The organism is Ornithinimicrobium sufpigmenti (genome assembly GCF_004322775.1).
Lineage (GTDB): Bacteria > Actinomycetota > Actinomycetes > Actinomycetales > Dermatophilaceae > Ornithinicoccus > Ornithinicoccus sufpigmenti.
Window position 1 is genome coordinate 3,609,334 of record NZ_CP036403.1, and the last position, 21,182, is coordinate 3,630,515.

Consider the following 21,182-nt stretch of genomic DNA (forward strand, 5'->3'; position numbering starts at 1 on the left):
CGTTACCGCAGACGTCAACCTGACCCGAGGTCAGGACCCGGAGGCAGGATCCGGGGCAGGATCGGCAGGATCCGTCCCCAGCCACTGACCGGCGGACGCCCGGGAGAACGCCAGGTCTATGCCCGTGCGATGTGGCTGATCGACCGATCACGGTCCGCACGGAGATCACGGGACGCCGTAGGCAGCCTTCACCCCTGGCCAGTCGTAGCGCGCGCTGGTGGCCGGCTCGATGGCAGCGGAACCGCCGAGCCCAGACACCAGGGTAGCCAGTCCCTGTTGGAGGGTCAGCCATAAGGTGTGGGCAGCGGTGAAGACCACGTCACTCAGCGCATGATCGACCACCGTCGTCACCCGGTCGGCGCCACGGGTGCCAAAGGTGTAACTGCCGTCCTCGTTGGGAAGGTAGCCGAACCATCGGTTACCCGAGACCGGGTGGCCGAGGTCCTGGGGGGTCCAGATGGTCGAGAACGTCCAGTGGTCAGGGGCCGAGTCGCTGACGAGCACCGAGCCGTCGTCGGGGTTGGCCCACTCCGCCCCCGATCGCATGTCGATGTGGATGACAGCTCCTGCAGGGGCGCTGGAGTGCCAGATCGCGGTCTCAGCATCGTCGTAGGGCTCGAAGAACGCCAGCCTCTGGTCGATGGTGGAGTTGAGGTCGCGCCGCCACCGATCGAGCAGCTCAGCTGCGGACATCCCCGACGGAGGTGACACCCGCACCGGGTACCAGTCGAGGTTGACAGGCCCGTAACCGTCGTCGATCCGGTGCACATACCCGTCCGGGGTGAACTTGGTCAGCCGGGAGACGAGCGCAGACGCTGGCGTCCAGCGCATCAGCCCTACCCACGGGTCCAGGGCCGGCGGCGCAGGCGCGGGCAGGACACTGAAGGCGGCCGCCAGCCGTGACGGCCGACGCCGGGCCGCAATGGTGTGACCGTTCGCCCTGCTCGGCGGGCGCGCAGCACTGGTGAAGGACAGTGCACCAGCCTGGGTACCGGACGGGAAGTGGAAGACCTGAACACCGGCCCAGCCCGTAGGTGCCAGCTCCTCGTACTTGGCCAGGAAGGTCGCCAGCGACTCGCGGTAGCGCGTGCCTGTACCTGGATCGACGATGTCGACCTGCGTCCCGACCGGCGTGCCGTCCCCCGAGATGCCCACCACGAGTCGCGCGTGGACCGCCCAGGCTTGTGTCAGCGCCTCGTCGCCAATGACCAGCAGAGGGCCGTGGTCACGCAGCAGATCCTCCCACCGGGCCACGGTGAAGCTTGCGGCCGGCTGTCCGGAGAGTGCCAGCGCGGCCTGAAGCCGCTGCACCTGGTCGGGCAGTAAGCCGGTGTTGTTCTCGTAAGCCTCCCGGAACAGGCGTGGGTCGCCTACCCGCGCGCCGAGGTCGTCAAGGTATGCCGTCAGCTCCAGCGACTGGCCGCGGCGCCACTGCTCAAGCATCAGCGTCGCGAACGCCCAGCAGGCCATCGACTTGTCCTGCCGGAGCACCGCGATCAGACCCGGCACGGTGTAGTCGACCGCCCGGTTGAACGCGCGCACTCGCGGCGCGCTGAAAGCCCGTACTCGTGGCGCCCGTGGTCCGCCGGCTGCACTGTCACGTGGGCTCCACGGGCCGAGGCTCAACGGCCCTGCAGTCTCGACCGGGATGGTTGGTGACGATGTCGGGGCTCCGGGCGCTGCGGCCCGGGCCGGGACGGGCGCAGGAGCTGACCCGGGCACACCTGGCCTGGCGGACCGCTCAGACCGTCGCGTCGCAGCACGATCCGCGACGACACGGCCACCCTCGGAGGTGGGGTGCCGGTGGGCCTCCGCGAGTCGGGCTATGTCGGACTCCAGGGCTGTGAAACGAGATGACATGATGCACTCCGCTCAGGTGGGCACGAGGTGGGCGAGGGTGAGCGGTGCGCCGTCGACCGCGTCGACGCGCATCCGCAAGGTGTGCCAGGTGTCCACAAGCTGATCGTCACCGGCGGCACAAGGATCGATCACGCTGAACGACACCGGGCCGGCGGCGAGGTCGCCGGTAACCCCACTGACGACCACAGCGTGGGGCCCAGGCGGTGCTGCCGCGAGCCACAGCGGACCGTGCGCGTGCAGAGCCCGAACCAAGCCGGCTTCGTCGGTGACATCTGGCGGACCCAGGACGGTCAGTCCCCAGGTGCTGAGGTCGTCCAGACTCCTGGCCTGCCGCCCGTCCGCGTAGGGCGCCCACACGCCCGAGCCGGTGACCAGATCGTCGGTGGACGGGTCGAGCCCGTCCCGCCAGCCGACCATGCAGGCTGCGCTCACCGCCCAGCAGGTCAGGCCGGACCGGGCCCTCCCGTGCGGCACGGCGTGGACAGCCAGTTGTGGCCCAGTCCTCGCCGGACCCGTCGGGGCGCTCGACACCACGGGTGGTGCAGCGGGGGGCTTCGCCGTGGAGAGGCGGTCCCGGACCTCCGCGACATCGAGGTGGTCGTCATGACCGCGCAGGGCCCTGCCCCGGTCGCTGCGGGACTGCGCGACGTCTCTGGCGGCGGCCTCGGTGTCCATGAGTCGGTCGAGCTCGTCGAGTCGCCGCTCCATGGCGATGGGGCCCAGGTCGTAGGTCGTCGCCATGCTCAGCTCCTTGCCGAGCCGGTCGAATACCGCGTGACCCTGGTCCACGGGGGTCGAGACAGCAGCAGGCGCAGCCACGTCTGCACCTTCCGGCGATGCGGGTGCGGCAGGAGCTGGCACCGGCGGGGACGTCGGGTCAGGCCGGTGCGAAGCAAGGATGCCCATCAGATCTGCCGCGAAGGTGTCCTCGTCCTCCGGTGGCGCCGGCGTCGTCGGTCGCAGGGGCTTCTTGGGCGCCGGTTGACGATCCGGTCCCGGGGCGGCATGGGACGCAGGGGGGACGTCCAGCGGTGCCCTGTCCTGGTCGGCGACTCCCGCTCTGTCGGAAGTGGAAGGAGTAGAAGGCGAAGGTGTGCCGGGTGGCCAGTTCTGGGTGACGGTCGGCACCAGTCCGGGGACGGTCCTGACCTGGTCCTGGGGCGCAGTCACAGGGCCGGTTGCCGGCGAGTGACCCATCGAGGCTGTCTCGAGTGCGTGGCCCACCCGATGGCCACCGACGCTCAGCGACACCGGGGTCCCGTCGTCCTGGATGGCGGTGGCGGTCCGTGACCTGAGCGGTCCCGAGGCCGGAGGCGTGCGGTTGACAACCCTCCTGCCGGACGTCGGCGGCAGAGGCGGCGCCGATCCTGCTCCTCCGGTCCGGGACCTCAGGTCCGACTCCAGGGATGCCAGGCGGTTCCTCAGCGGCCTCATGGTCCTACCTCCAGGGAGATCACGGCGTAGGGGTCCAGCGCCACCTCGACCCGGCTTGAGCGCTTGGGCGCAGAGGAGAGGCCCAGGACCAGACGGTGCTCGGTGGCCTCCGTGACCGGGACGTCCCGGCCAGATACAGACGCCTTCGGGTAGGCAGGACTGCCGAGACCCAGGCCCAGGTTCTCGCCGCGCAGCACTAGCCCGGAGGGGGACATGGACAATGCGGTCACCGTGGGGCGTAGCAGGTCCCGCCGCGACTTGTTGATCAAATCTGCCAGATCGCTGTAGTCGCGGACTTTTCCGGAGGTGACAGTGGCGATGTCGACATTGCGGCTCTGCACCCGCTCCAGGTCCCGGGCAGTCCGGATCCCGGCCTTGGTGAGAGCAGCTTTGGCCTCCGGCTCGATATCAAGCACCTCGATGACCGTGTCGTCGCGTGACACCGGTGCGGGCGCTGTGTCCCGGATGCTGGAGGAGGTGATCGAGCCGAGCAGGAACCGCAGCGAGGATGCACCCTCTTGACCGGGGCCCGCGGTCACGAACCTCACCTCGTCACCGTCGTACTGAGGGAAGCAGCGCAGATCCAGGGCCACGTCCTGGATGGTGTAGGTCAGGGGCCGCGTGATCCCCTTGACGGCGAGCGTCTCCTGCCAACCATCGAGATCCCGCACCAGCGAGTCGAGGAAGTTGTCCAGCCCCCAGGTGCGGTTGCGATCAGTCGTCGGCATCGCGCACCACCGTGATCCGCAGCCGATGGAAGACGGGCATGACCGTGGTGATGATCGGTTGCCTCGGCGGACTGAGTCGCACCGTGACTGTCGCGGCGTCATCTGACCCGGCCTGCTCCACAAGCAGCTCGACGGGGAGGTCGCACCTCAACACCTCGACAGTGGTGCAGCCGGCCTCGTCCGCCTGGTCCGGCAGGTCGAGCAGCCCACCGGCAATCTCGCTGACCGGAAGGAGCTCGGAGTCCAAAAGGTTCATCCTGACCGCCTGTGTCCACGCTGCGGTGGCTGCGTCAACGGCTCAGACTTCGTTGGCCGTTGAGGCCTCTCGGGCAAGGGCATCAGCGCGACGACCTCGTCCGAACGCACCGTCAGCCCGTCGATCTGCACCGGACCGTCGGGATGGTCCGCCAGCGACCGCGCCAGCGGGCTCACGAGCTGGCTCCCAGCACGTGCGCGAGGGCCGGGAAGGCAAGCCGGACCTCGTCCTCGGTGAAGGAGCGCACCTGGCCGGTGGGCATCACGTCACCGGGCCGGTGCAACGTGATCCGGTGCCACCGCACCTCCGGCCAGACCCAGATCGCTCCCTGGTCTCCGGGGCGCCCGCGCAACGAGACAGTTGCCTGAGCGGTGCCGCCGAGCTCGTGTGCGGGGATCCCAGCGCACGCTGCGAGCACCGCCGGGTCCAGCCGGGCACCGGTCAGTCGCCACGCCAGGTCGTCGACCGCGTCGATGCCCAACCGAAGTCCGCTGACGAGGCTCGCGGTGAGCTTCCACCGGCCCTCCGCCGTCTGGACAGCCATCCGCGTGGGTTCTCGGACCGTACCTACCACCTCTGGGTCAAAGCGGTAGACGTACCGCAGGCGCAGCTCGGCCCGCCTCATGTCTCTGCTGAAGTCTTCGGCCCATACACGATGCCAGAACGGTCGATGGTTCGTGATGTCGTCGAGGGCGCTGAGCTCTCCGTCGCGATGGATGCCGCCCGCGGTCACCGGACCGGGCACCCGGAGCAGCAGGACCCGGCTGGTCCCCCACGACCCGTCTCGTCCCGGCCAGGTCAGAGTCGCGCGGACGTGGTATTCCGTACCGAGGGGCAGGCTGCTTACAACCGGGACCGGAACGGTCACTGTCGCGAGCGTCCCCGAGCCGGTGACGGCGACCTCCGTCCGGCGCTCGAACCGGCTGCGGCGGCTCATCCGCTCCTCCACGCGCAGAGTCAGCAGCGCCGAGGGGATGGGTCGCCCGATCTCGGCCGTGATGGTGAAGTGCCATGGCGCGCTGGCGGAGAAGGCGACCACAGGCTCTCCGCCCATCGGTGTGACGGGTTCCAGCCCCACGAACGCGATGGAGACCTGCTCGGACCTCCGGTAGTCAGGCTCTGCGCGCATCCGCCTCTCGCGTAGGGTCATGCTGGTCAGGAGACGCTCGGCCAGGTCGTCCCCGAGTCCGGGGTTGAGTCGTTCGAGGTGCTCCATCTGCGCCTGGTCGGCCTGCAGACCGATCTTGGCCAGGTCGCCCAATCCTGCCGTGATCGTCGCCAGCAGTCGGTTGGGATCGGCTGTCTGGAGCACCGACTGGATGGTCTGAGGGCTGAGCACGTTCTGCAGCAACGGCATCAGGGCCGGCAGCGCGGCGAGGAGGGCAGCGGGCAGCGCCTTGGCCTCGGCGTAGGTCGGACCGCCGGGGTAGGACTGGCCCGTGACCAGCGTGCGGGCACCGGTCAGGTTGCGAACCTGCTCGGCGAGCAGCTGAAGCAACTGGGCCGTCTCGGGACGGGCGAGCAGGGCACCAAGATCCGAGACCGCTCCTCCTGCGCTCGTTGCGGGCGCCGCAGGTGCAGGGGGGCCGGCTGGCCTGCCGGCCGAAGGCCCCGTCGGTGCGGCGGCGCCGGCCGCCTGGGGGACGAAGGTGCCGCCCAGCCGTGCCACGCCGGGCAACAGTTGGCTCAGGGCGGGCAAAAGCTGAGCAATGGCCGTGACCACACTGTCAAGGAACATGGCCGTGCTGACCCCCCGGTCGACCGGGGGCGCGCTCACGTCCACGCTGCCAGCAAGATCGACCCTTGGAGCTCTTACCGTGTGAGGGCGATGCCGCCACCCTGTCGGGTCGTGGGCAGGGCGGACCACGGCGGAGACGGCCGGGCCCTCCAGCGCCTCGGTGCGGTAGCTGAGGATCTGCACCGCGGTACCCGGACGCGAGAACGCGTCGTGGGGGATCTCGATCACGGCGCGACCGCGGGGGTCTGAACGGAGCAGTCCAGACAGGCGGTCAGGGTCGCTCAGCATGGTCATTCCTTCCGCGCCCGACGAGTGCTGGCCGGTGACCCACCGGAAGAATGGGCTGCTCCCGGTGTTGACCACGAAGCGATGACCATCAGCGCTCGCTCCGTCGTACGTGAGGTGTGCCAGAGCCATGGTGTTCGCCGGGATGTCATCGGACCGTCGCCGGTGGCAGGGCCGCAGATGCGCCAGGGGCAGCTGGGCCGCCGCTCTGGTCGATCGGGCCGTACATCGTCGCGAAGTTGTCGAGCTTGAAGTAGTCGGACTTGAAGTTGATCTCGACCGAGCCCGTGACCTTCGCGGTCAAATCGGTTGAGGCGTCGCTCTTGGCCGATGAGACACTGATCTGCGTGTGCCGGTTGGAGCGGGTGTGGCCGCCCCTCGGCCCGCCGATGATGGAGCCGATGAGGCCACCGCTGGCGCCGAACGAGCTGGAGTCACTCCTGGCGTCCTGCACCATGCCACGGTCACTCTTGGTGATCTTCTCACCCGCTTTAATGTCGAAGACGACGGCGGCCTTGACGACTCCCTTCTCGACGACCAGGCGTGTGATGCCCATCAGGATGGTCTCCCGTAGGAGAGCGCGCTGCTCCTTGGCCATGGCCAGTGTCGCGTCCATGATTTTGGCCTTGACCGCAGAGTCCTCGGTGTCGACGGTGTTGCCCTCCTTGTCAGTGAGCTCGGCCTCACCACCCTCAGGCGGCCAGTTCACCGAGAACTCGTCGGAGTTGTTCTCCGCGAGGTAGGCGAAGGCGTCCGCTGGGGGGATTGCCTGGGCGAACCTGGCGAGGGACTGCGTAGCGGTCTTCAACAGCGCGCCATAGGCCTCCATCTGCTGCAGCGTGACCTGCAGATTAGCGTCGAAGACCGCCTTGAGCAGGTCGCGCACGAACTGTGGGAAGTCGACCGCGTCGATGAAGTCGCCGGCCAGGTCACCCGCCTGGTCGATCCGATCGTTGCGGTGGCGGCTGTCGTCGATGAGGTCTCCGGCTCTCCTGGCGTCCGCCATCGCCCGCGACGTCTCTGGTCGCGCCAGTTCGAAAGCCCGAGCGTTGACCAACTGCCGGTAGAGAGCAAGCTGGTCGTCATTGGACATCCGGGCGAAGTGAGGCACCTCCGCCAGCATGGACCGCACCTCAGAGCGTGCCTGATCCCTAACCTGGGCTGGAACGGTCGTCATCGGAACGCCTCCTCGTCATCGAAGTTCGCCTGAGACTCCCGTGTGTCCCAGTGTTGCCCATCCCAGCCGTCCTCCTCCCAACTCTCCTCCTCGTCGGGCGCCGTGCGACCGGAGCCAGTGGACGTGCTGGCGAGCAGTCCCTGCCCCGCTGCCTTCTGAGCCAGGACCCAGGCCTTGCCGTGGGTGATGAGCTCGGAGAAGGCCTGGTCGTCGGTCTGCCCCGGTTGGTAGTCGGCGAGCCACTCGAAGATGAGCAGTCCCTCGTCGGCCGAAGTCCCGATCGAGGTGACGTTGGGCGACACCCCGAACTCCTCCGAGGCCAGAGCCTGCACGACGGGGGCAACATCCAGTTCCGCGCCCTTGGCAAAACGTGCCATGACCTCTTCGTGTTCGAGGACGTCCAAGGCACCGAGGAATCCCGCCTCGCTGCGTTCGGCGCGCAGCTGGTTGTACATCTCGGTCACGTGCAGGATCGCCATGCCCGCCATGTGCTGCGACAGGTTCGCCTGCAGCTCGCTGGCGGCCTGGTACACGCCGGCCCGGCTCACCTGGTCGTTGCTGAAGCTGGACTCCGACTTCGACACGTAGAGGCTGATCTCCTCCATGAGATTGTGCCAAAGGTTGGGGAAGGCCTCGTTGACGACAACCCGTTCGGAGACCTGTCCTTCACCGAGCGCGAACACCCGCCGGAAGAGGAGCGCACGCTCCTCGGCCGAGGGCCGCTGCTCGCGCAGCTTCCAGTAGCGGTACAGCTCGTTGCTCAGGTTCTGGTCGGCGAAGTCTTCCTCGCCGACCCACCATCGGTAGACGAGGGCGTCCGCCAGGGCGTAGACCCCCATCCGTTCACCCACTTCGTAGCACCAGGAGAGGGCGCCAGCGGCAAGGATGCGCTCACGGTTGATTCGACGACCCTGCGCGTGCCCGAAGCGACGCACCCGGAAGTTCCACGGTGTGATCCGGTTCGGGGGAGAGGTCAGTGCGATGGGGTCGGAGCCGGCCGCGGAGCCTACGAACTCGCCGTAGATACGAGCCACCGTATGGTCCCGGGTAGCGTCGGGCGCAGCCGGGTTGCCGGGGTCGATACGGAGTTCCTCCAGCGCCTCGATCATCAGCCGTCGCTCCTCGTGCCGGGGCGCGTTCAACTCCTTCCGAGTGATGAACTCATCGATGACACGTCCCCATACGCCCTCACGCCGAGTAGCCAGGATGGCGCGGAGCACCTCGTCCTGCGTCCGTCCGGGGCGCAGGTCGAGGGCGCGCGGCGACAGCGTCCTCAGCACCCGCTCGCGTAGGGCCGCATCCGTGGCGATCCCGTTGGCGTCCGCCACCTCCTCGACCAGGATGGCGCCCCAGTCGGCCATGACGTCCGCCACGTGGTTCTCCACGTAGTCCAGCAAGGCCTCGGTGTTGCGCGCCCGGTCGAGGATCACATCGTCGTCGCCGCTCATGACGATCCCTTCTTCTGGTTGCCGGTGGACGGCTTGTCCGTGGCCGGGGAGCTCTTGACGGCTGGGCCCGCGGCAGCGCCCTCGGCACCGTCGCCGCGCCCCAGCAGGGCTTCGAGAACGCGCTGATTGCTGGCCATGACGTCCGCCAATGTCTGGATGAGGGTTTGCGTGGTCTTCAGGGACTCCTCATGCCGCTCGTCACGACTCTGCTCACGTTCGCGTCGTTCGGCGGCCTCCTTGTCCCTGTGCTCCTGGCGCTCCTGTCTTCTTTTCTCCCGCTCGTCCTCCGCCTTCTGCAGATCGTCGGCCTCGAGAGCATCCAGCAGGAGACGATGTAGCACTCCGGGGCGGGACAGCAGCAGTCGCTCAAGACCGCCGAAACGCCGTTCTACTCGGTCACGTAAGCGTTCGATGTCTAGGGTCAGCCCCTCGTCCCGGATAAGGGATTCAGCCTTCCGTACCGCGTTGGCGTACTGCGCCTTCTCCACCATCTTCTTCAGCGCCCGCTCGACGAGCGGGTCGACGGTCCCAGACGGCGGCGAGACCTCCAAAGGCTTTCTCGACCGGTGGTCGAGGACAAGCGGTGACATGGTTGGCTCCTTCGTAGTCAGGCGGCTGGGTGGGTGACGGGACGATCGGAGATCTGGTCGCACTCGAGGTCGAGCAGACGAAGGGCGTCACCGACATCGACGACACCCGCGCCGTAGTGGCGGTCACGCCAGGTGGTGCCCGGACGGTTGGCGGTAGCGGTCAGGACGCGAGTTACGCCATCCGGCGTGAGACGGGTGCCCCGCTCGGCGGCACGCGACAAGAGGAGGGCCGCGGCACCGGCGACGAAAGGGGCAGCCTGCGAGGTACCGCTCGCCAAGCCGTAGGTCCCGTCAAGCAAGCTGCTGTAGATGTCCACCCCGGGCGCGACCAGGCTCACCTGGCGTCCCCAGGTAGAGAATCCAGGCACGCTGCCGTCGCTGTCCACGGCTCCCACGGCGAGGACACCGGGAAGTGAGCCGGGGTAGTAGAGCGCATCGGTGCCGTCGTTGCCCGAGGCAGCGGTGACCACGACACCGCGCCGGCGCGCGTAGGCGATGACGCGAGCATGCGGAGGGCCGCCTCCCGTGCGCCGGATGCCCAGGCTCATGTTGATCACTGCTGCCCCGTTGTCGACCGCCCACTTAATCCCGCTGTCGATGTTGTCCACGACGCCAGCACCGATCAGTCGACCATCCCGTTCCAGAGCCCCGAGGACCCGCACCGGAACGATGCGGCAGCGCGGCGCGACACCGACGGGCATGGCCAACCCCCGGGCGGCGATGATGCCACTCACATGGGTGCCATGGCCCACACCTGGGTCTTCCGCCACGCGGTCGGCATCGAGAGAATCACCGACGAACGTGTCGGAGCCGGGGATGATGTCGACGAAGTCCCGGCCCGGGGACAATGCCAGCTCCGGGTGTGGATTCACACCGGTGTCGAGGACTGCCACCGTGACGGCGGGAGCGCCGCGGGTGCGCAGGTGGGCTTCTGGTAGTCCGACCATCTCTCCGGCCCATCGGCTCGGCCGTCCGTGTCCGGTCGTCGGGGGGAGAGGCGCTCCTGCGATGGACATCGCATCGACCCGATTCACCGACGGCAACGTAGCGAGTTCCGCGATCAGGTCCCGACCGAACGGTTGGTCGGTCTGAGAAACCACCCGGACGATGCGGTCCAGGCCGAGGTGACGCTCGTCCGGGTTCCACTCCTCGCCGGCCTGCTCGTACTCCTGGGTGAACCACACCGCGCGTCGATGCCGACGGATGACGGCGTCAACGTCGGGGCGCAGACCGTGGTCGTCCGTGGCCGCAAGCGAGACGTCGTGCCATGGACGGAGCGGCCGGTGCCGAGCCCCGGCTCGCAGACTCATGGTCAGGTGCGGCTTCACATCCATCAGAATGCCGACGGGACAGTCACCACGGCGTCACGGCACGGCTCGGTCTCTTTACAGCCGCAACTCTTCAGACGTCTGCTACGAGGCCGACACCATGCTTCGCAGCGTTGATGGAGACGTCACGATCGCGTCACGCCCCGTCGCGGCCAGGCTCCGCCGTCGGTCGACGTCGGGGACCCGAAGACCGACAGCAGCACTGCCGAAGGATCGATGCCGAGATGACGACGCAGGTGGTCGCGGCACAGCTCGAGCTGTCGGTGAGCCTCGACCACGTTGCCCATCTTCAGGTGTGCCTCGATCACCAAGCGATGAGCGCTCTCACGAAGGGGTTCGCAGGCGACGATGGCGAGCCCCACGATTACTGCGTCGGCAGGCCGGCCCGCCCTGAGGAGCGCGGTGGTCAGTGACTCCATCCCGTACAGGTGAATCTGTCGTTGCCGCTCTCGCTCCAGGAGCACCCAGTCCTCGTACCAGCCGGGCAAGAGGTCGGCAGTCGCTGCGTGCGCGAACGCAAGCACATCCCCCAGCGGCGGCACCGACTCGACGTGAGCAAGACAACGGCTCTCCAGCTCTCGCGCATCCACCCACACCTGCTCGGACAGTCCCACCCGACTGGGCTCGGAGACGAGCAGGCCGGGAAGCTCGGCGCCGGCGCGCCACAGGGCCGAACGAAGGTTGGCCAGGGCCCGACTTTCGGGTTTCTCCGGCCACATCTCGCCCGCGAGCTGGGCACGCGGCAGGAAGGGGCCGCGCAGAGCGAGAAGAGCGAGGATCCGCTGCAGGGTCGCGGACGTCATGACTGGCGCGCCATCGTTCTCACAGCGGAAGCCGCCCATCAGCACCAGCCGAGCCCCGGCACGCTGGGCCGTCGTCCCGGGTGGAACGTCCGAGGACACCCGAATGTCCGCCGGAGGGCTGGCGATAAGGAAGTCTCCGCCGACGGCACCAGCACCCATGGAGAAGTCCTCCTCGTACCGGGGGAACGCCGGCCCCCGGAGACCCCAGTCTTCTCCCGCGTGCAGGAGCCGTCAAGAGTGCACGATCAGGCGGGCAGCACCTCGGCCAGGAACTCCTGGGTCTGCGCCCAGGCGGCCCGGCTGGCCTCCTCGTGGAAGAACGTCGGGTTGGGGTTGTCGAAGGCGTGACCCGCGCCCGGGTGCAGCTCGAAGCGCACCTGCTCGCGGGTGCCGCCGTCGGTGACGGCCTCGCGGATCCGCTCCACCTGCTCCATCGGGATGTAGTCGTCGTCGGTGCCGAAGACGTGCAGGCTGGGGCACTCGACCTGCGGGGCAAGGTCGAGCAGCCGGGGCAGCGCGGAGCCGTAGTAGCTGACCAGCGCGGCCGCGGGACGGCCGGCGCTGGCTGCGGCGGCGGCGACGTTGAAGGCCAGCCCGCCGCCCATGCAGAAGCCGAGCAGCGCGACCTTCTTCTTCTTGACCGGGCCCAGCCGGCCGAGGTCGGTCATCGCGGACAGGCCGTCCTTGACCGCCTGGTCCCAGTCGAGCTGGCCGGCCAGCTGCAGGGCTTCGCTCAGCACGGCCTGCGGCTCGACGCCGGCCTCCTGCACCGCCGCGACCGGCGGGTCGAGGCGGGCGTACAGCTGGGGTGCGAGCACGGCATACCCGAGCTGGGCGAGGTCGGCGCAGCGTGCGCGGACGTAGGACGACAGGCCGTAGATCTCCTGGAAGACCACGATGCCGGGGACCCGGCCGGTGGCGCCCTGGGGCAGCCAGAGCAGGGAGGGCAGCGGACCCTTGGAGGTCTGGATCTCGTGCTGCAACATGGCCGACATCAGCGCTTGTCCTTGTCCGGGAGGAGGCGGCCGGTGACGACGCCGACCGCGGAGATGATGAGCGCACCGAGCACGGCGTCCCACCAGAAGCTCTGGACGGTGAAGTCCAGGTTGAAGACCCCGGCCAGCCACGACGTGAGCGAGAGCATGAGCGCGTTGACCACGACGAGGAACAGGCCGAGGGTGAGGACGATCAGGGGGATCGACAGGATCTGCAGGAGGGGTTTGACCACGGAGTTGACCACGCCGAAGACGAGTGAGACCAGCGCCACGGTGAGCGCCAGGTCACCGCCCTCGCCGCCGAACTGGATGCCGGGCACGACCGCGGCGGCCACCCAGAGGGCGAGCGCGTTGGCCAGGATGGTGAGCAGGAACCTCATGACCTTCACTCTACGTCCGGCGCACGCACCGCCCGTGGCCCCCGACGGTGCGTCCTGGCGTGACTCGTCTGCCTTTTTCTGCTGAGGTCGCGAAAGATGCAGGCCCTCAGCACGAGAACGGCAGGTGAGTCGAGGCGCGCGGGGCCGACACCCCCGGCCGACCTGGCGCGGGCCTCACTATCCTTCCGGTCATGAGCGACCAGCCGTCCCCCGTCCGCCTGCGCAAAGCCCTGGAGGGTGTGCCCGCCTACACCCCCGGCAGGCCGGCCGCGCCGATCGAGGGCGTGACGTCATACAAGATCTCCTCCAACGAGAACCCCTATCCCCCGCTGCCGTCGGTGCTGGACGCGGTGACCACGGCGGCGCAGGCGATCAACCGCTACCCGGACATGGGCGTGGTGATGCTGAGCCAGGCGCTCTCCGACCACCTCGGCGTGCCGGTGGAGCAGATCGCGACCGGGACCGGCAGCGTGGCCGTCCTGTCCCAGCTGATCGCGATCACCTGCGAGCCCGGTGACGAGGTGGTCTACGCCTGGCGCAGCTTCGAGGCCTACCCCATCGTCGTCGCCCTTTCCGGCGCACAGTCGGTGCAGGTGCCGCTCGACGCCGAGCACCGCCACGACCTCGACGCGATGGCCGCCGCGATCACCGACCGGACCCGCCTGGTGCTGGTCTGCACCCCGAACAACCCCACCGGGCCCGCCGTGCGCGAGGACGAGCTGCGGGCGTTCCTGGCGAAGGTGCCCTCCGACGTGCTGGTGGTCATCGACGAGGCGTACCTGGAGTTCACGACCGAGGAGAGCGTCCCCGACGCCCTCGCGCTGGCCGCGGAGCACCCGAACGTCGCCGTGCTGCGCACCTTCTCCAAGGCCTACGGCCTGGCCGGGCTGCGGGTCGGGTATGCCGTCGCGCACCCCACCGTCGCCACCGCACTGCGCAAGGCCGCGACGCCGTTCGGGGTCACCGACCTGGCCCAGGAGGCGGCGATCGCGAGCCTGCGCGCGTACGACGAGCTCGAGGTGCGGGTCAAGGAGCTGGTCGGTGAGCGGGAGCGCGTCGTCTCCGCGCTGCGGGAGCAGGGCTGGGACATCCCGGACGCCCAGGGCAACTTCCTGTGGTTCCCGCTCGGCGACGAGGCGGTGCCCTTCGCCCAGGCCTGCCAGGCCCGCGGGCTGATGGTCCGCCCGTTCGCCGGCGACGGCGTCCGCTGCACCGTCGCCGAGCCCGAGGCCAACGACCGCCTCATCAGCGTCGCCGCCGAGTGGCTCCGCACGCGCGACTGACAGAACACGTCAAAAGGCCCGACAGAACACGTCAGAGGGCCCGACAGAGCACGCGGAAAGGCCCCACAGAGCACGCGGAAAGGCCCCACAGGACACGCCCGCGGACAGGACGGGGGCGGCGGGACGGCATACCCTGGCAGGCATGAACGAGGTGCAGATCGTCCACCACCCGGACCAGAAGCGCTGGGACGCGATGTGGGGGCAGGGAGACGAGGCGCGCTCTGTCGGCTTCCTGTCCTACGAGCTGCGGGACGGTGTGCTCGACATGCAGCACACCGTGGTCGACCCGGCGATGCGCGGGAACGGTCTGGGCGGACGGCTGGTCGAGGCGGGGCTGCAGCACGCGCGGGCGAAGGGACTGCAGGTGCGGCCGACGTGCCCGTTCATCCCGCCGTACATGTCGCAGCACCCCGAGCATCTCGAGCTCCTCGAAGGCGCGCCGAAGGTCGGCGAGGGCGATGGCTGACGTCGAGCAGGTCCCGATCCGCGACGCCGCGATCCGGCTGGGGCAGCTGCTCAAGCTTTCAGGCCTCGTGCCGGAAGGCTCCATGGCGCGCATGGTCATCGAGAACTCCGAGGTCACCGTGGACGGCGAGATCGTCGTCCGCCGCGGGACCCAGGTGCGGCCGGGGCAGGTCGTGGAGTATGCCGGGCAGCGCGTCACCCCGGTGCACGAGGGCTGAGCGCGCCAGGGTTGTCATGGCGCGTTCCGCGGAACGTTTGCCGGATGGGATCATGGGTAGATGCAGACTCCACCCGTCGCCCTGACGATCGCGGGCTCCGAGGCCACCGGTGGTGCCGGGGCCCAGGCCGACCTCAAGACCTTCCAGCAGCACGGTGTCTTCGGCACCATCGCCCTGACCTGCATCGTGTCCTTCGACCCCAGGGCCGACTGGGGGCACCGGTTCGTGCCGGTCGACCCGCAGGTCATCGCCGACCAGCTCGAGGTCATCACCACCACCTACGGCCCCGAGCAGCTCGAGGTCGCCAAGATCGGCATGCTCGGCACCCCCGCCACGATCGAGACCGTCGCCGGCGCCCTGCGTCAGCGCAACTTCGGCCACGTCGTGCTGGACCCGGTCCTGATTTGCAAGGGGCAGGAGCCCGGTGCCGCACTCGACACCGACCGCGCGCTGAAGGCGCAGGTGCTGCCGCTGGCCACCTTCGTCACGCCGAACCACTTCGAGTCGATGTCGCTGTCCGGGATGGACACCATCGAGACGGTCGAGCAGCTGACCGAGGCGGCCCAGCGCATCCACGAGGCCAGTGGCGCGGTCGTCCTCGCCAAGGGCGGCGTGCACCTGCCCGGCGACGACGCGGTCGACGTCTACGTCGACTCCGAGCGCACCGAGATCCTGTCCGCGCCCAAGATCGGCGACGGAGCCCAGGTTGCCGGCGCCGGCTGCACCCTCGCCGCCGCCGTCGCGGCCCAGCTCGCGCTCGGCGCGACCCCGTTGGAGGCAGCCAGGTCCGCGAAGGAGTTCGTCACCCGGGGCATCCAGGAGCGCCTGGCCAGCAACGCCCCGTTCGACGTGGTGTGGCAGGGCGCCTGACCGGTAGCCGCAGCCACGCGGCCGAAGTGCGGTAGAAACGGAGTATGTCGCTCTCCCACGGCTCGACCGCAGTTGTCGAGGGGTCGCTGCCCAAGGGCCTACCGATCATGCTGCTCGGTGGTGTGCTGGCGTGGGTCGCGGGGCAGGCCTGGAGTGGACGCGGCGATGCCGCGCTGGTCTTCCAGCTGGTGATGGTCTTCGGCACCCTGGCCACGGTGTCGGTCCCGGCACAGCTCGTCGCGGGACCTCGGGCCAAGCCCTGGTTGATGGCCACCATGGGTGCCTGTGGCCTGGGGGTGCCGTGGCTCTTCGGGCTCGCGGTCGAGCGCGAGGGTCAGGATGTCGTGCTGCAGACGGCGCTCGTCACCCTCGCCGCCTGGATCCTGGTGTATGCCGTGACCTGGGCGACCCGCCGCGTCCTGCGGGAGAGCCTGCGCGCATAGGCCCGCACGAGCCTCGCCGCGTGTCCTGTGGGGCTCTTTGGCGTGTCCTGTCGGGCTCTTCCCCGTGTCCTGTGGGGCTCTTTGGCGTGTCCTGTCGGCGAGGGTCGGGGTCCGGGTCGAGCGGGCTCAGAGCCAGGTGACGTGGTCGGCGAGGGCGGCGTAGCCGACGAACGCCACCACGTCGAGGAGGGTGTGCGCGATGACCAGGGGCATCACCCGTCTGGTCCGGGTGTAGACCCAGCCGAGGAAGATGCCCATGACGATGTTGCCGACGAACCCGCCGAAGCCCTGGTAGAGGTGGTACGTCCCGCGGATGAGCGCCGACGTCAGGATGATCGTCCACATCGACCAGCCGGCCTGGGCCCACCGGGTGAAGAGGTAGCCCACCATCAGCACCTCCTCCAGCACCGCGTTCTGGATCGAGGCGAGGATCAGCACCGGCACGGCCCACCAGATGGAGGGCAGGTTGGCCGCGGCGATGGTGGTGTTGAGGCCGAGCTCCCGCGCGGCGACATACAACCCCAGACCGGGGATGCCGATCATCGCGGCGAGCAGGGCCCCGAGCAGCAGGTCGCGGCCGGGCCGGGCGAGGTCGAAGCCGAGCAACCGCGTCGGCTGGCGCAGCTCACGCGCCAGCAGGTGCAGCGCCAGCGCGACCGGCACCAGCGCGATCGCGATGCCGGCCAGCTGGTACGCCAGGTCCAGCCACGGCTGGTCCGGCGCGGAGCTGGTGTTCATGCGCGTGGTCTGCGCCGAGAGCGGCGCCTCCCTGGTCAGCTTGCGCAGGATGCTCAGCACCGCCCAGATCGCGGACGCCCCCAGGCTCACGCCGAGCACGAGGACGGTCTCGGTCAGCAGGGTGCGGCGCGGCAGCGGGCTCACCGCCACCGCCAGGGTCCGCATCATCGGGGTCGTTCCCGGTGCATCCACCCCGGTCCGCGCAGCCGTCATGGTCACACGGTATGGGGCGTGCGAGAACGGGGGGCGCTCAGGGAACGAGGGAGCCGCACGGTCGGAGGGTCGACTCAGTCGTCCCAGTCGTCGTCATCATCGTCGTCGTCCCAGTCATCGTCCTCGTCATCATCGTCGTCGCAGTCCCACTCCCACCCGTCGTCGTCGTCCCACTCCCAGCACTCGCCGGGCGAACCACCGGGATTGGGGGCGGGCTGGACCGGGACGGGCTGTACTGGGGCCGGCTGGACCGGAGCAGGATGAGGAGCCGGCTTGGGCGCGGTGTTCTGCTCCTCCTGCCGCGCCTTCTCCGCAGCGGCCTTCTCAGCAGCATCCTTCTCAGCAGCATCCTTCTCGGCAGCCGCCTCGTCAGCGGCGGCACGAAGGTCCTCGGAGAGGGTCTGGCCGCCGACGCGGATCCCGTCGAACACGCCTCGCAGCGAACTGACCGTGGCCGCCATGACCTTGTCGTCGATCTCGTCGGCCGCGTCCAGCTGCTCGTCGGCAGCCTGGCTCGCCTCGGCCGAGGCGTCCTGGGCGGCCGCGTCGGCGGCCCGACCAGCTGTCCCGGGAGCCTCGTCACCGGGCGACTGGGCCGCGGAGACTGCGTCCGGGTCGACCTCCGACACGACGACGACACCGGCCGTGTCCTGGATGGCGTCGCTGGTCGCATCGAGCCACAGCCACACGCCGAACAGACCGACGAGGACCAGGGCGAGAGCGGACGCGAGAGCCTTCATGAGGCACATCCTGCCTGCGCGGAAGGAGACCTCCGTGAGAGCTTCATGAGAACTCTCTCATTCTGGGCCGGACACGGCGCAGGGCCGGGGAAGAAGCTCCCCGGCCCTGCACGTGTTCGTGTCCGTCAACGACGGTCAGCGACCTCCGAGGATGCCCTCGAGCGCCTCGACGACGTCGTCCGAGAGGGCACCGTCGCCACCGAGCACGTAGGCGTGCTCGGTCTCCTCGTTGTCCTCCAGCCAGTCCGTGGTCGCGTCGGCCAGCTCGGCCGTGCGGCTGAGCAGGATGAGCTGACCCAGGGTGCCGCCCGGCAGAGCGTCGACCATGTTGGTCGCGATGCCGGAGGCGACGGCCACCGAGCTGCTGTCCATGCCCTCGGCGACGTAGTGGTCCGCGACCGCGGTGGCGGTGTGCCACCGGTCCTTGCCCGAGAGCCGGGTGGGGTCGGGCAGCTCGCCCATGACCTCGTCGTTGACCGCACCGTCGCCACCGACGACGATCGAGGAGTCGTAGTCCTCGAGGGCCTCAGCGGTGACGCCGGGCACGCTGTCCTGGCGGACCAGCAGAACCGGGGTGTTGGTGGCGGCCGCCGGGCCGGAGACCGCCAGCGCGTCCACCAGGTTGCCCTGGCGGCCGGAGGCCACGATGACCTCGTCGGTGTCGGCGCCCATGTGCTCGGCGACGGCGACTGCGGTGCCGTACCGGTTCGCACCGGAGACCCGCTCGACCTCGATGTCCATGGCCTCGAGGGCCTCGACGACGTCCTCGCTGACGGCACCCTCACCGCCGACGACGACGACCTCGGTGACACCGCGGTCGGTGAGGTCGTCCGCGGTCGCGCCGGACAGACGGCTGCTGTTGGTCAGCAGGACCGGAGCCTCGAGAGCTGCACCGAGCGGTGCGGCGACGAGGCCGTCGACCATGCTGGCGTCCGGGCCGCCGACCAGCACCGCAGTGGTGCTGTCCGGGTAGGCCTCCTGGCCGATGGCGACCGCGGTCTCGTAACGGGTCCCGCCAGAGAGCCGGGTGACGTCCTCGCGCTCGGGCGCCGCGTCCGCGGCGATCTTGACCAGCTCGACCAGCCCGGCCGCATACTCCTGCGACTCGGGGTGGGCCTCCTCGAACGGCGGCTGGAAGCCGACGCCTTCCCAGCGCTCCGTCTCCGGGTTCCACAGGTCGTTGCCGACCTCGAAGTTGTACGCGACGATGTCGTGCACGTAGTACATGTGGTCGGCCGAGTTGCCGCCGGCGCTGTAGAGGGTGTCGATGATCGGGCCGGTGTTGGCCGGCCAGGTGACGGTGCCCCGGTGCTGGCTGATCGCCGCGATGATCCGCTGGGAGGCGTCGAAGAACATCTCCAGGTCCTCCGCCGGGGGCATCGGCAGCGGCTCACGACCGGGCATCTTGTAGGCGCCCGGGCTCCACATGAAGTAGCCGCCGTAGCTGTGCACGTTCATCGAGTGGGTGATGTTGTCGTACGTGTCCGCGATCCAGGCGGTGTTCTTCGCCTCGGGCTCGGACAGCTCCTCGGGGCCGGCGTAGCTGCCCGAGAGGCAGTTCTCCGAGCCGCCGACATATCCGTCGTGGACGGACCCGACCGTGAAGTTGCGGTTGAGGTCGACGCCCCACTGGTCCTGACGCCGCGGGTCGCGGTCGGCGCCGTCGCAGTGGTTGCTGAGGTTCTTGCGCTGGAAGTTGTAGTCGTAGAAGGAGTAGTTGGCGCCGTCCGGGTTGACGACGGGCACCACGAAGATCTCGACCGTGTCCAGCAGCTCCGCCGTCTCCTCGTCGGTGGCGGCGTTGGCCAGCATCCGCTCGGCGAACTCCATCGTCGCCAGCGGGGTGACCCACTCGCGGGCGTGCTCCTGGCTGTAGGCCAGGACACCGGGGACGGACCCGTCGCGGTGCTCGCCGATGCGCATCATCCGCACCGTCTGGCCCTCGGAGTTGAGGTGCGAGGCGTCCAGCCCGTCGTCCAGGGTGACGGACTCCACGGCCGGCATGGTGGCCGAGCCGTCGGTGATCACGTTGGCGCGGAAGGTCTCCTCGAACTCCTCGTTGATGTATGCGGCCACCTCCTCGACCGTGCTGGTCACCGCGCCCTCGGCGTCGGTGGCCAGGGAGATCGTCAGGGTGCCGTCCTCGTAGGTGCCGCTGAGCTCCTGGCTCGCCGCACCCGGGTCGGCGATGACGACCTCGGTCCCGTTCATCCCGTCGGTGCCGTAGGCGACCGACTCCACGGCCAGCGCGGCGGTGGCGGGGTCGCCGACCAGCCCCATGGCCGGGCGGCGGTAGCCCCGTGAGTCGTGCGGCAGCTCGACCACGTCGACCAGGTCGGGGTACTGCGCGGCGAGCCGGTCGATGCGCTCGCTGATCTCCGCCGGCGTCATGTACTGGTCGATGAAGTCCTGCTGGTAGCCCTCGGGGAGCTCCGGCACGTCGGCGCCGGGCCAGGGGGCGGGCTCGGCGGTGGCGGTGCCGCCCTCGCTGGAGGTGACGGTCAGGCTGACCGGGGCCGACGGCATCGGCTCCGGCTGGTGGTAGTGGAACATGTACTGCCCGGCGTCGAAGTAGCGGACCAGCGGGAAGCTGCCGCTCTCGCCTCCCTCGGCCACCCACTCGACGGTGAGCTGCACGTCCGGGTCCTCGGTGGCCGAGGTCGACACCTGCACCTGCAGGAAGGTCTCGCCCTTGGACTCCCACCAGTAGGCGTGGTCGACGACCAGGACGTCCGCGAGCACGCGGCGGCCCTCGATGGTCTGCATGGTCATCCCGGCCTGGTGCCGCCGCTCGGCCTGAGCCCGGCTGGCCTCGAAGTTCGCGGTGCCCTCGCCTTCGCGCTGGATCACCTGCAGGAGGGTGGCGCCGTCGGCCTGCAGCGCCGCGAGCTCTGCGCCGGTGAGGACGAGGTCAGCCATCACCCGGTCGCCGCGGACGTCGGGGCCGGAGGCGGGCACACCGGCCAGGTCGGCGCCGTCGGCGACGAGCTGCTCGAGCATCTGCCGGTCCGGCAGCTGGAGACGGACCAGGGCCGTCTCCTCCGCCGCCAGGTTGGCCTCGACGGAGGCGGCGGGAGGATCTGAGTCACCAGGCGCCGCGGCGGCGGTGACCGTGCCAGCGAGCACCAGCGCTGCTGACAAGGTGGTGGCAAGGGTTCTACGCGACATTGCGCTCCTTTGGAGATGGCCG

The 21,182-nt window shown here is 69.4% G+C and carries 20 protein-coding genes; 5 read left to right on the forward strand and 15 right to left on the reverse strand.

The features are described 5' to 3' along the window. Window positions 1–165: 165 nt before the first annotated feature. From ESZ52_RS16625 to ESZ52_RS16680, 12 genes are all read right to left on the reverse strand, one after another. Window positions 166–1,542 (reverse strand): papain-like cysteine protease family protein, encoded by a 1,377-nt coding sequence (locus ESZ52_RS16625; protein WP_181010041.1) that lies wholly within the window; start codon window positions 1,540–1,542, stop codon window positions 166–168. A gap of 330 nt (window positions 1,543–1,872) precedes the next feature. After that, on the reverse strand, window positions 1,873–2,679 hold the full coding sequence (locus tag ESZ52_RS19375; RefSeq protein ID WP_181010040.1) for a papain-like cysteine protease family protein: 807 nt from the start codon (window positions 2,677–2,679) through the stop codon (window positions 1,873–1,875). A gap of 611 nt (window positions 2,680–3,290) precedes the next feature. Then, a complete protein-coding gene (locus tag ESZ52_RS16635; RefSeq protein WP_131105900.1) occupies window positions 3,291–4,022 on the reverse strand; it encodes a hypothetical protein in 732 nt (243 codons plus the stop codon). Beyond that, the gene (locus ESZ52_RS16640; protein WP_131105901.1) at window positions 4,009–4,278 is read right to left on the reverse strand and encodes a hypothetical protein; all 270 of its coding nucleotides are present in this window, start codon (window positions 4,276–4,278) and stop codon (window positions 4,009–4,011) included. The genes ESZ52_RS16635 and ESZ52_RS16640 overlap by 14 nt, the downstream gene beginning before the upstream one ends. Window positions 4,279–4,450: 172 nt before the next feature. Further along, a complete protein-coding gene (locus ESZ52_RS16645) occupies window positions 4,451–6,244 on the reverse strand; it encodes a hypothetical protein (RefSeq protein WP_131105902.1) in 1,794 nt (597 codons plus the stop codon). Between the two features lie 205 nt (window positions 6,245–6,449). Continuing rightward, window positions 6,450–7,424 (reverse strand): hypothetical protein, encoded by a 975-nt coding sequence (locus ESZ52_RS16650; RefSeq protein WP_202865361.1) that lies wholly within the window; start codon window positions 7,422–7,424, stop codon window positions 6,450–6,452. Window positions 7,425–7,474: 50 nt separating this feature from the next. Further along, window positions 7,475–8,926: a hypothetical protein gene (locus ESZ52_RS16655; RefSeq protein ID WP_131105904.1), complete on the reverse strand. Its 1,452-nt coding sequence runs from the start codon at window positions 8,924–8,926 to the stop codon at window positions 7,475–7,477. Then, window positions 8,923–9,516: a hypothetical protein gene (locus ESZ52_RS16660; protein ID WP_131105905.1), complete on the reverse strand. Its 594-nt coding sequence runs from the start codon at window positions 9,514–9,516 to the stop codon at window positions 8,923–8,925. Before ESZ52_RS16660 ends, ESZ52_RS16655 begins: the two co-directional genes overlap by 4 nt. Window positions 9,517–9,533: 17 nt before the next feature. After that, window positions 9,534–10,844 carry a S8 family serine peptidase gene (locus ESZ52_RS16665; RefSeq protein ID WP_186364086.1) on the reverse strand — a complete coding sequence of 437 codons (1,311 nt, stop codon included), beginning with the start codon at window positions 10,842–10,844 and terminating at the stop codon, window positions 9,534–9,536. 125 nt (window positions 10,845–10,969) lie between these two features. Beyond that, complete coding sequence (locus ESZ52_RS16670; protein ID WP_181010038.1) at window positions 10,970–11,686, reverse strand: AfsR/SARP family transcriptional regulator; 717 nt, start codon at window positions 11,684–11,686, stop codon at window positions 10,970–10,972. Between the two features lie 206 nt (window positions 11,687–11,892). Then, window positions 11,893–12,642 (reverse strand): dienelactone hydrolase family protein, encoded by a 750-nt coding sequence (locus ESZ52_RS16675; protein ID WP_238154635.1) that lies wholly within the window; start codon window positions 12,640–12,642, stop codon window positions 11,893–11,895. After that, complete coding sequence (locus tag ESZ52_RS16680; RefSeq protein WP_131105908.1) at window positions 12,642–13,022, reverse strand: phage holin family protein; 381 nt, start codon at window positions 13,020–13,022, stop codon at window positions 12,642–12,644. Before ESZ52_RS16680 ends, ESZ52_RS16675 begins: the two co-directional genes overlap by 1 nt. 191 nt (window positions 13,023–13,213) lie before the next feature. On the opposite strand from ESZ52_RS16680, the gene hisC reads away from it, so the two are divergent. The 5 genes from hisC to ESZ52_RS16705 all read left to right on the forward strand — a co-directional run bounded on the left by hisC (window position 13,214) and on the right by ESZ52_RS16705 (window position 16,301). Continuing rightward, window positions 13,214–14,305 (forward strand): histidinol-phosphate transaminase, encoded by a 1,092-nt coding sequence (gene hisC, locus ESZ52_RS16685; protein ID WP_131105909.1) that lies wholly within the window; start codon window positions 13,214–13,216, stop codon window positions 14,303–14,305. 142 nt (window positions 14,306–14,447) lie between these two features. After that, complete coding sequence (locus ESZ52_RS16690; protein ID WP_202865362.1) at window positions 14,448–14,771, forward strand: GNAT family N-acetyltransferase; 324 nt, start codon at window positions 14,448–14,450, stop codon at window positions 14,769–14,771. Next, window positions 14,764–14,988 (forward strand): RNA-binding S4 domain-containing protein, encoded by a 225-nt coding sequence (locus ESZ52_RS16695; protein ID WP_131105910.1) that lies wholly within the window; start codon window positions 14,764–14,766, stop codon window positions 14,986–14,988. Before ESZ52_RS16690 ends, ESZ52_RS16695 begins: the two co-directional genes overlap by 8 nt. 60 nt (window positions 14,989–15,048) lie before the next feature. Continuing rightward, a complete protein-coding gene (locus ESZ52_RS16700; protein ID WP_131105911.1) occupies window positions 15,049–15,858 on the forward strand; it encodes a PfkB family carbohydrate kinase in 810 nt (269 codons plus the stop codon). A 44-nt stretch (window positions 15,859–15,902) separates the two neighbouring features. Next, window positions 15,903–16,301: a hypothetical protein gene (locus ESZ52_RS16705; RefSeq protein ID WP_131105912.1), complete on the forward strand. Its 399-nt coding sequence runs from the start codon at window positions 15,903–15,905 to the stop codon at window positions 16,299–16,301. A 126-nt stretch (window positions 16,302–16,427) separates the two neighbouring features. Here the strand turns inward: ESZ52_RS16705 and ESZ52_RS16710 are convergent, their stop codons facing one another. From ESZ52_RS16710 to ESZ52_RS16720, 3 genes are all read right to left on the reverse strand, one after another. Next, window positions 16,428–17,204 carry a CPBP family intramembrane glutamic endopeptidase gene (locus tag ESZ52_RS16710; RefSeq protein WP_131106714.1) on the reverse strand — a complete coding sequence of 259 codons (777 nt, stop codon included), beginning with the start codon at window positions 17,202–17,204 and terminating at the stop codon, window positions 16,428–16,430. A 122-nt stretch (window positions 17,205–17,326) separates the two neighbouring features. After that, window positions 17,327–17,992, reverse strand: a complete 666-nt coding sequence (locus tag ESZ52_RS19380) for a hypothetical protein (protein WP_181010037.1) — start codon at window positions 17,990–17,992, stop codon at window positions 17,327–17,329. Between the two features lie 135 nt (window positions 17,993–18,127). Then, window positions 18,128–21,160, reverse strand: a complete 3,033-nt coding sequence (locus ESZ52_RS16720) for a M14 family zinc carboxypeptidase (protein WP_131105914.1) — start codon at window positions 21,158–21,160, stop codon at window positions 18,128–18,130. Between the last annotated feature and the right edge of the window lie 22 nt (window positions 21,161–21,182).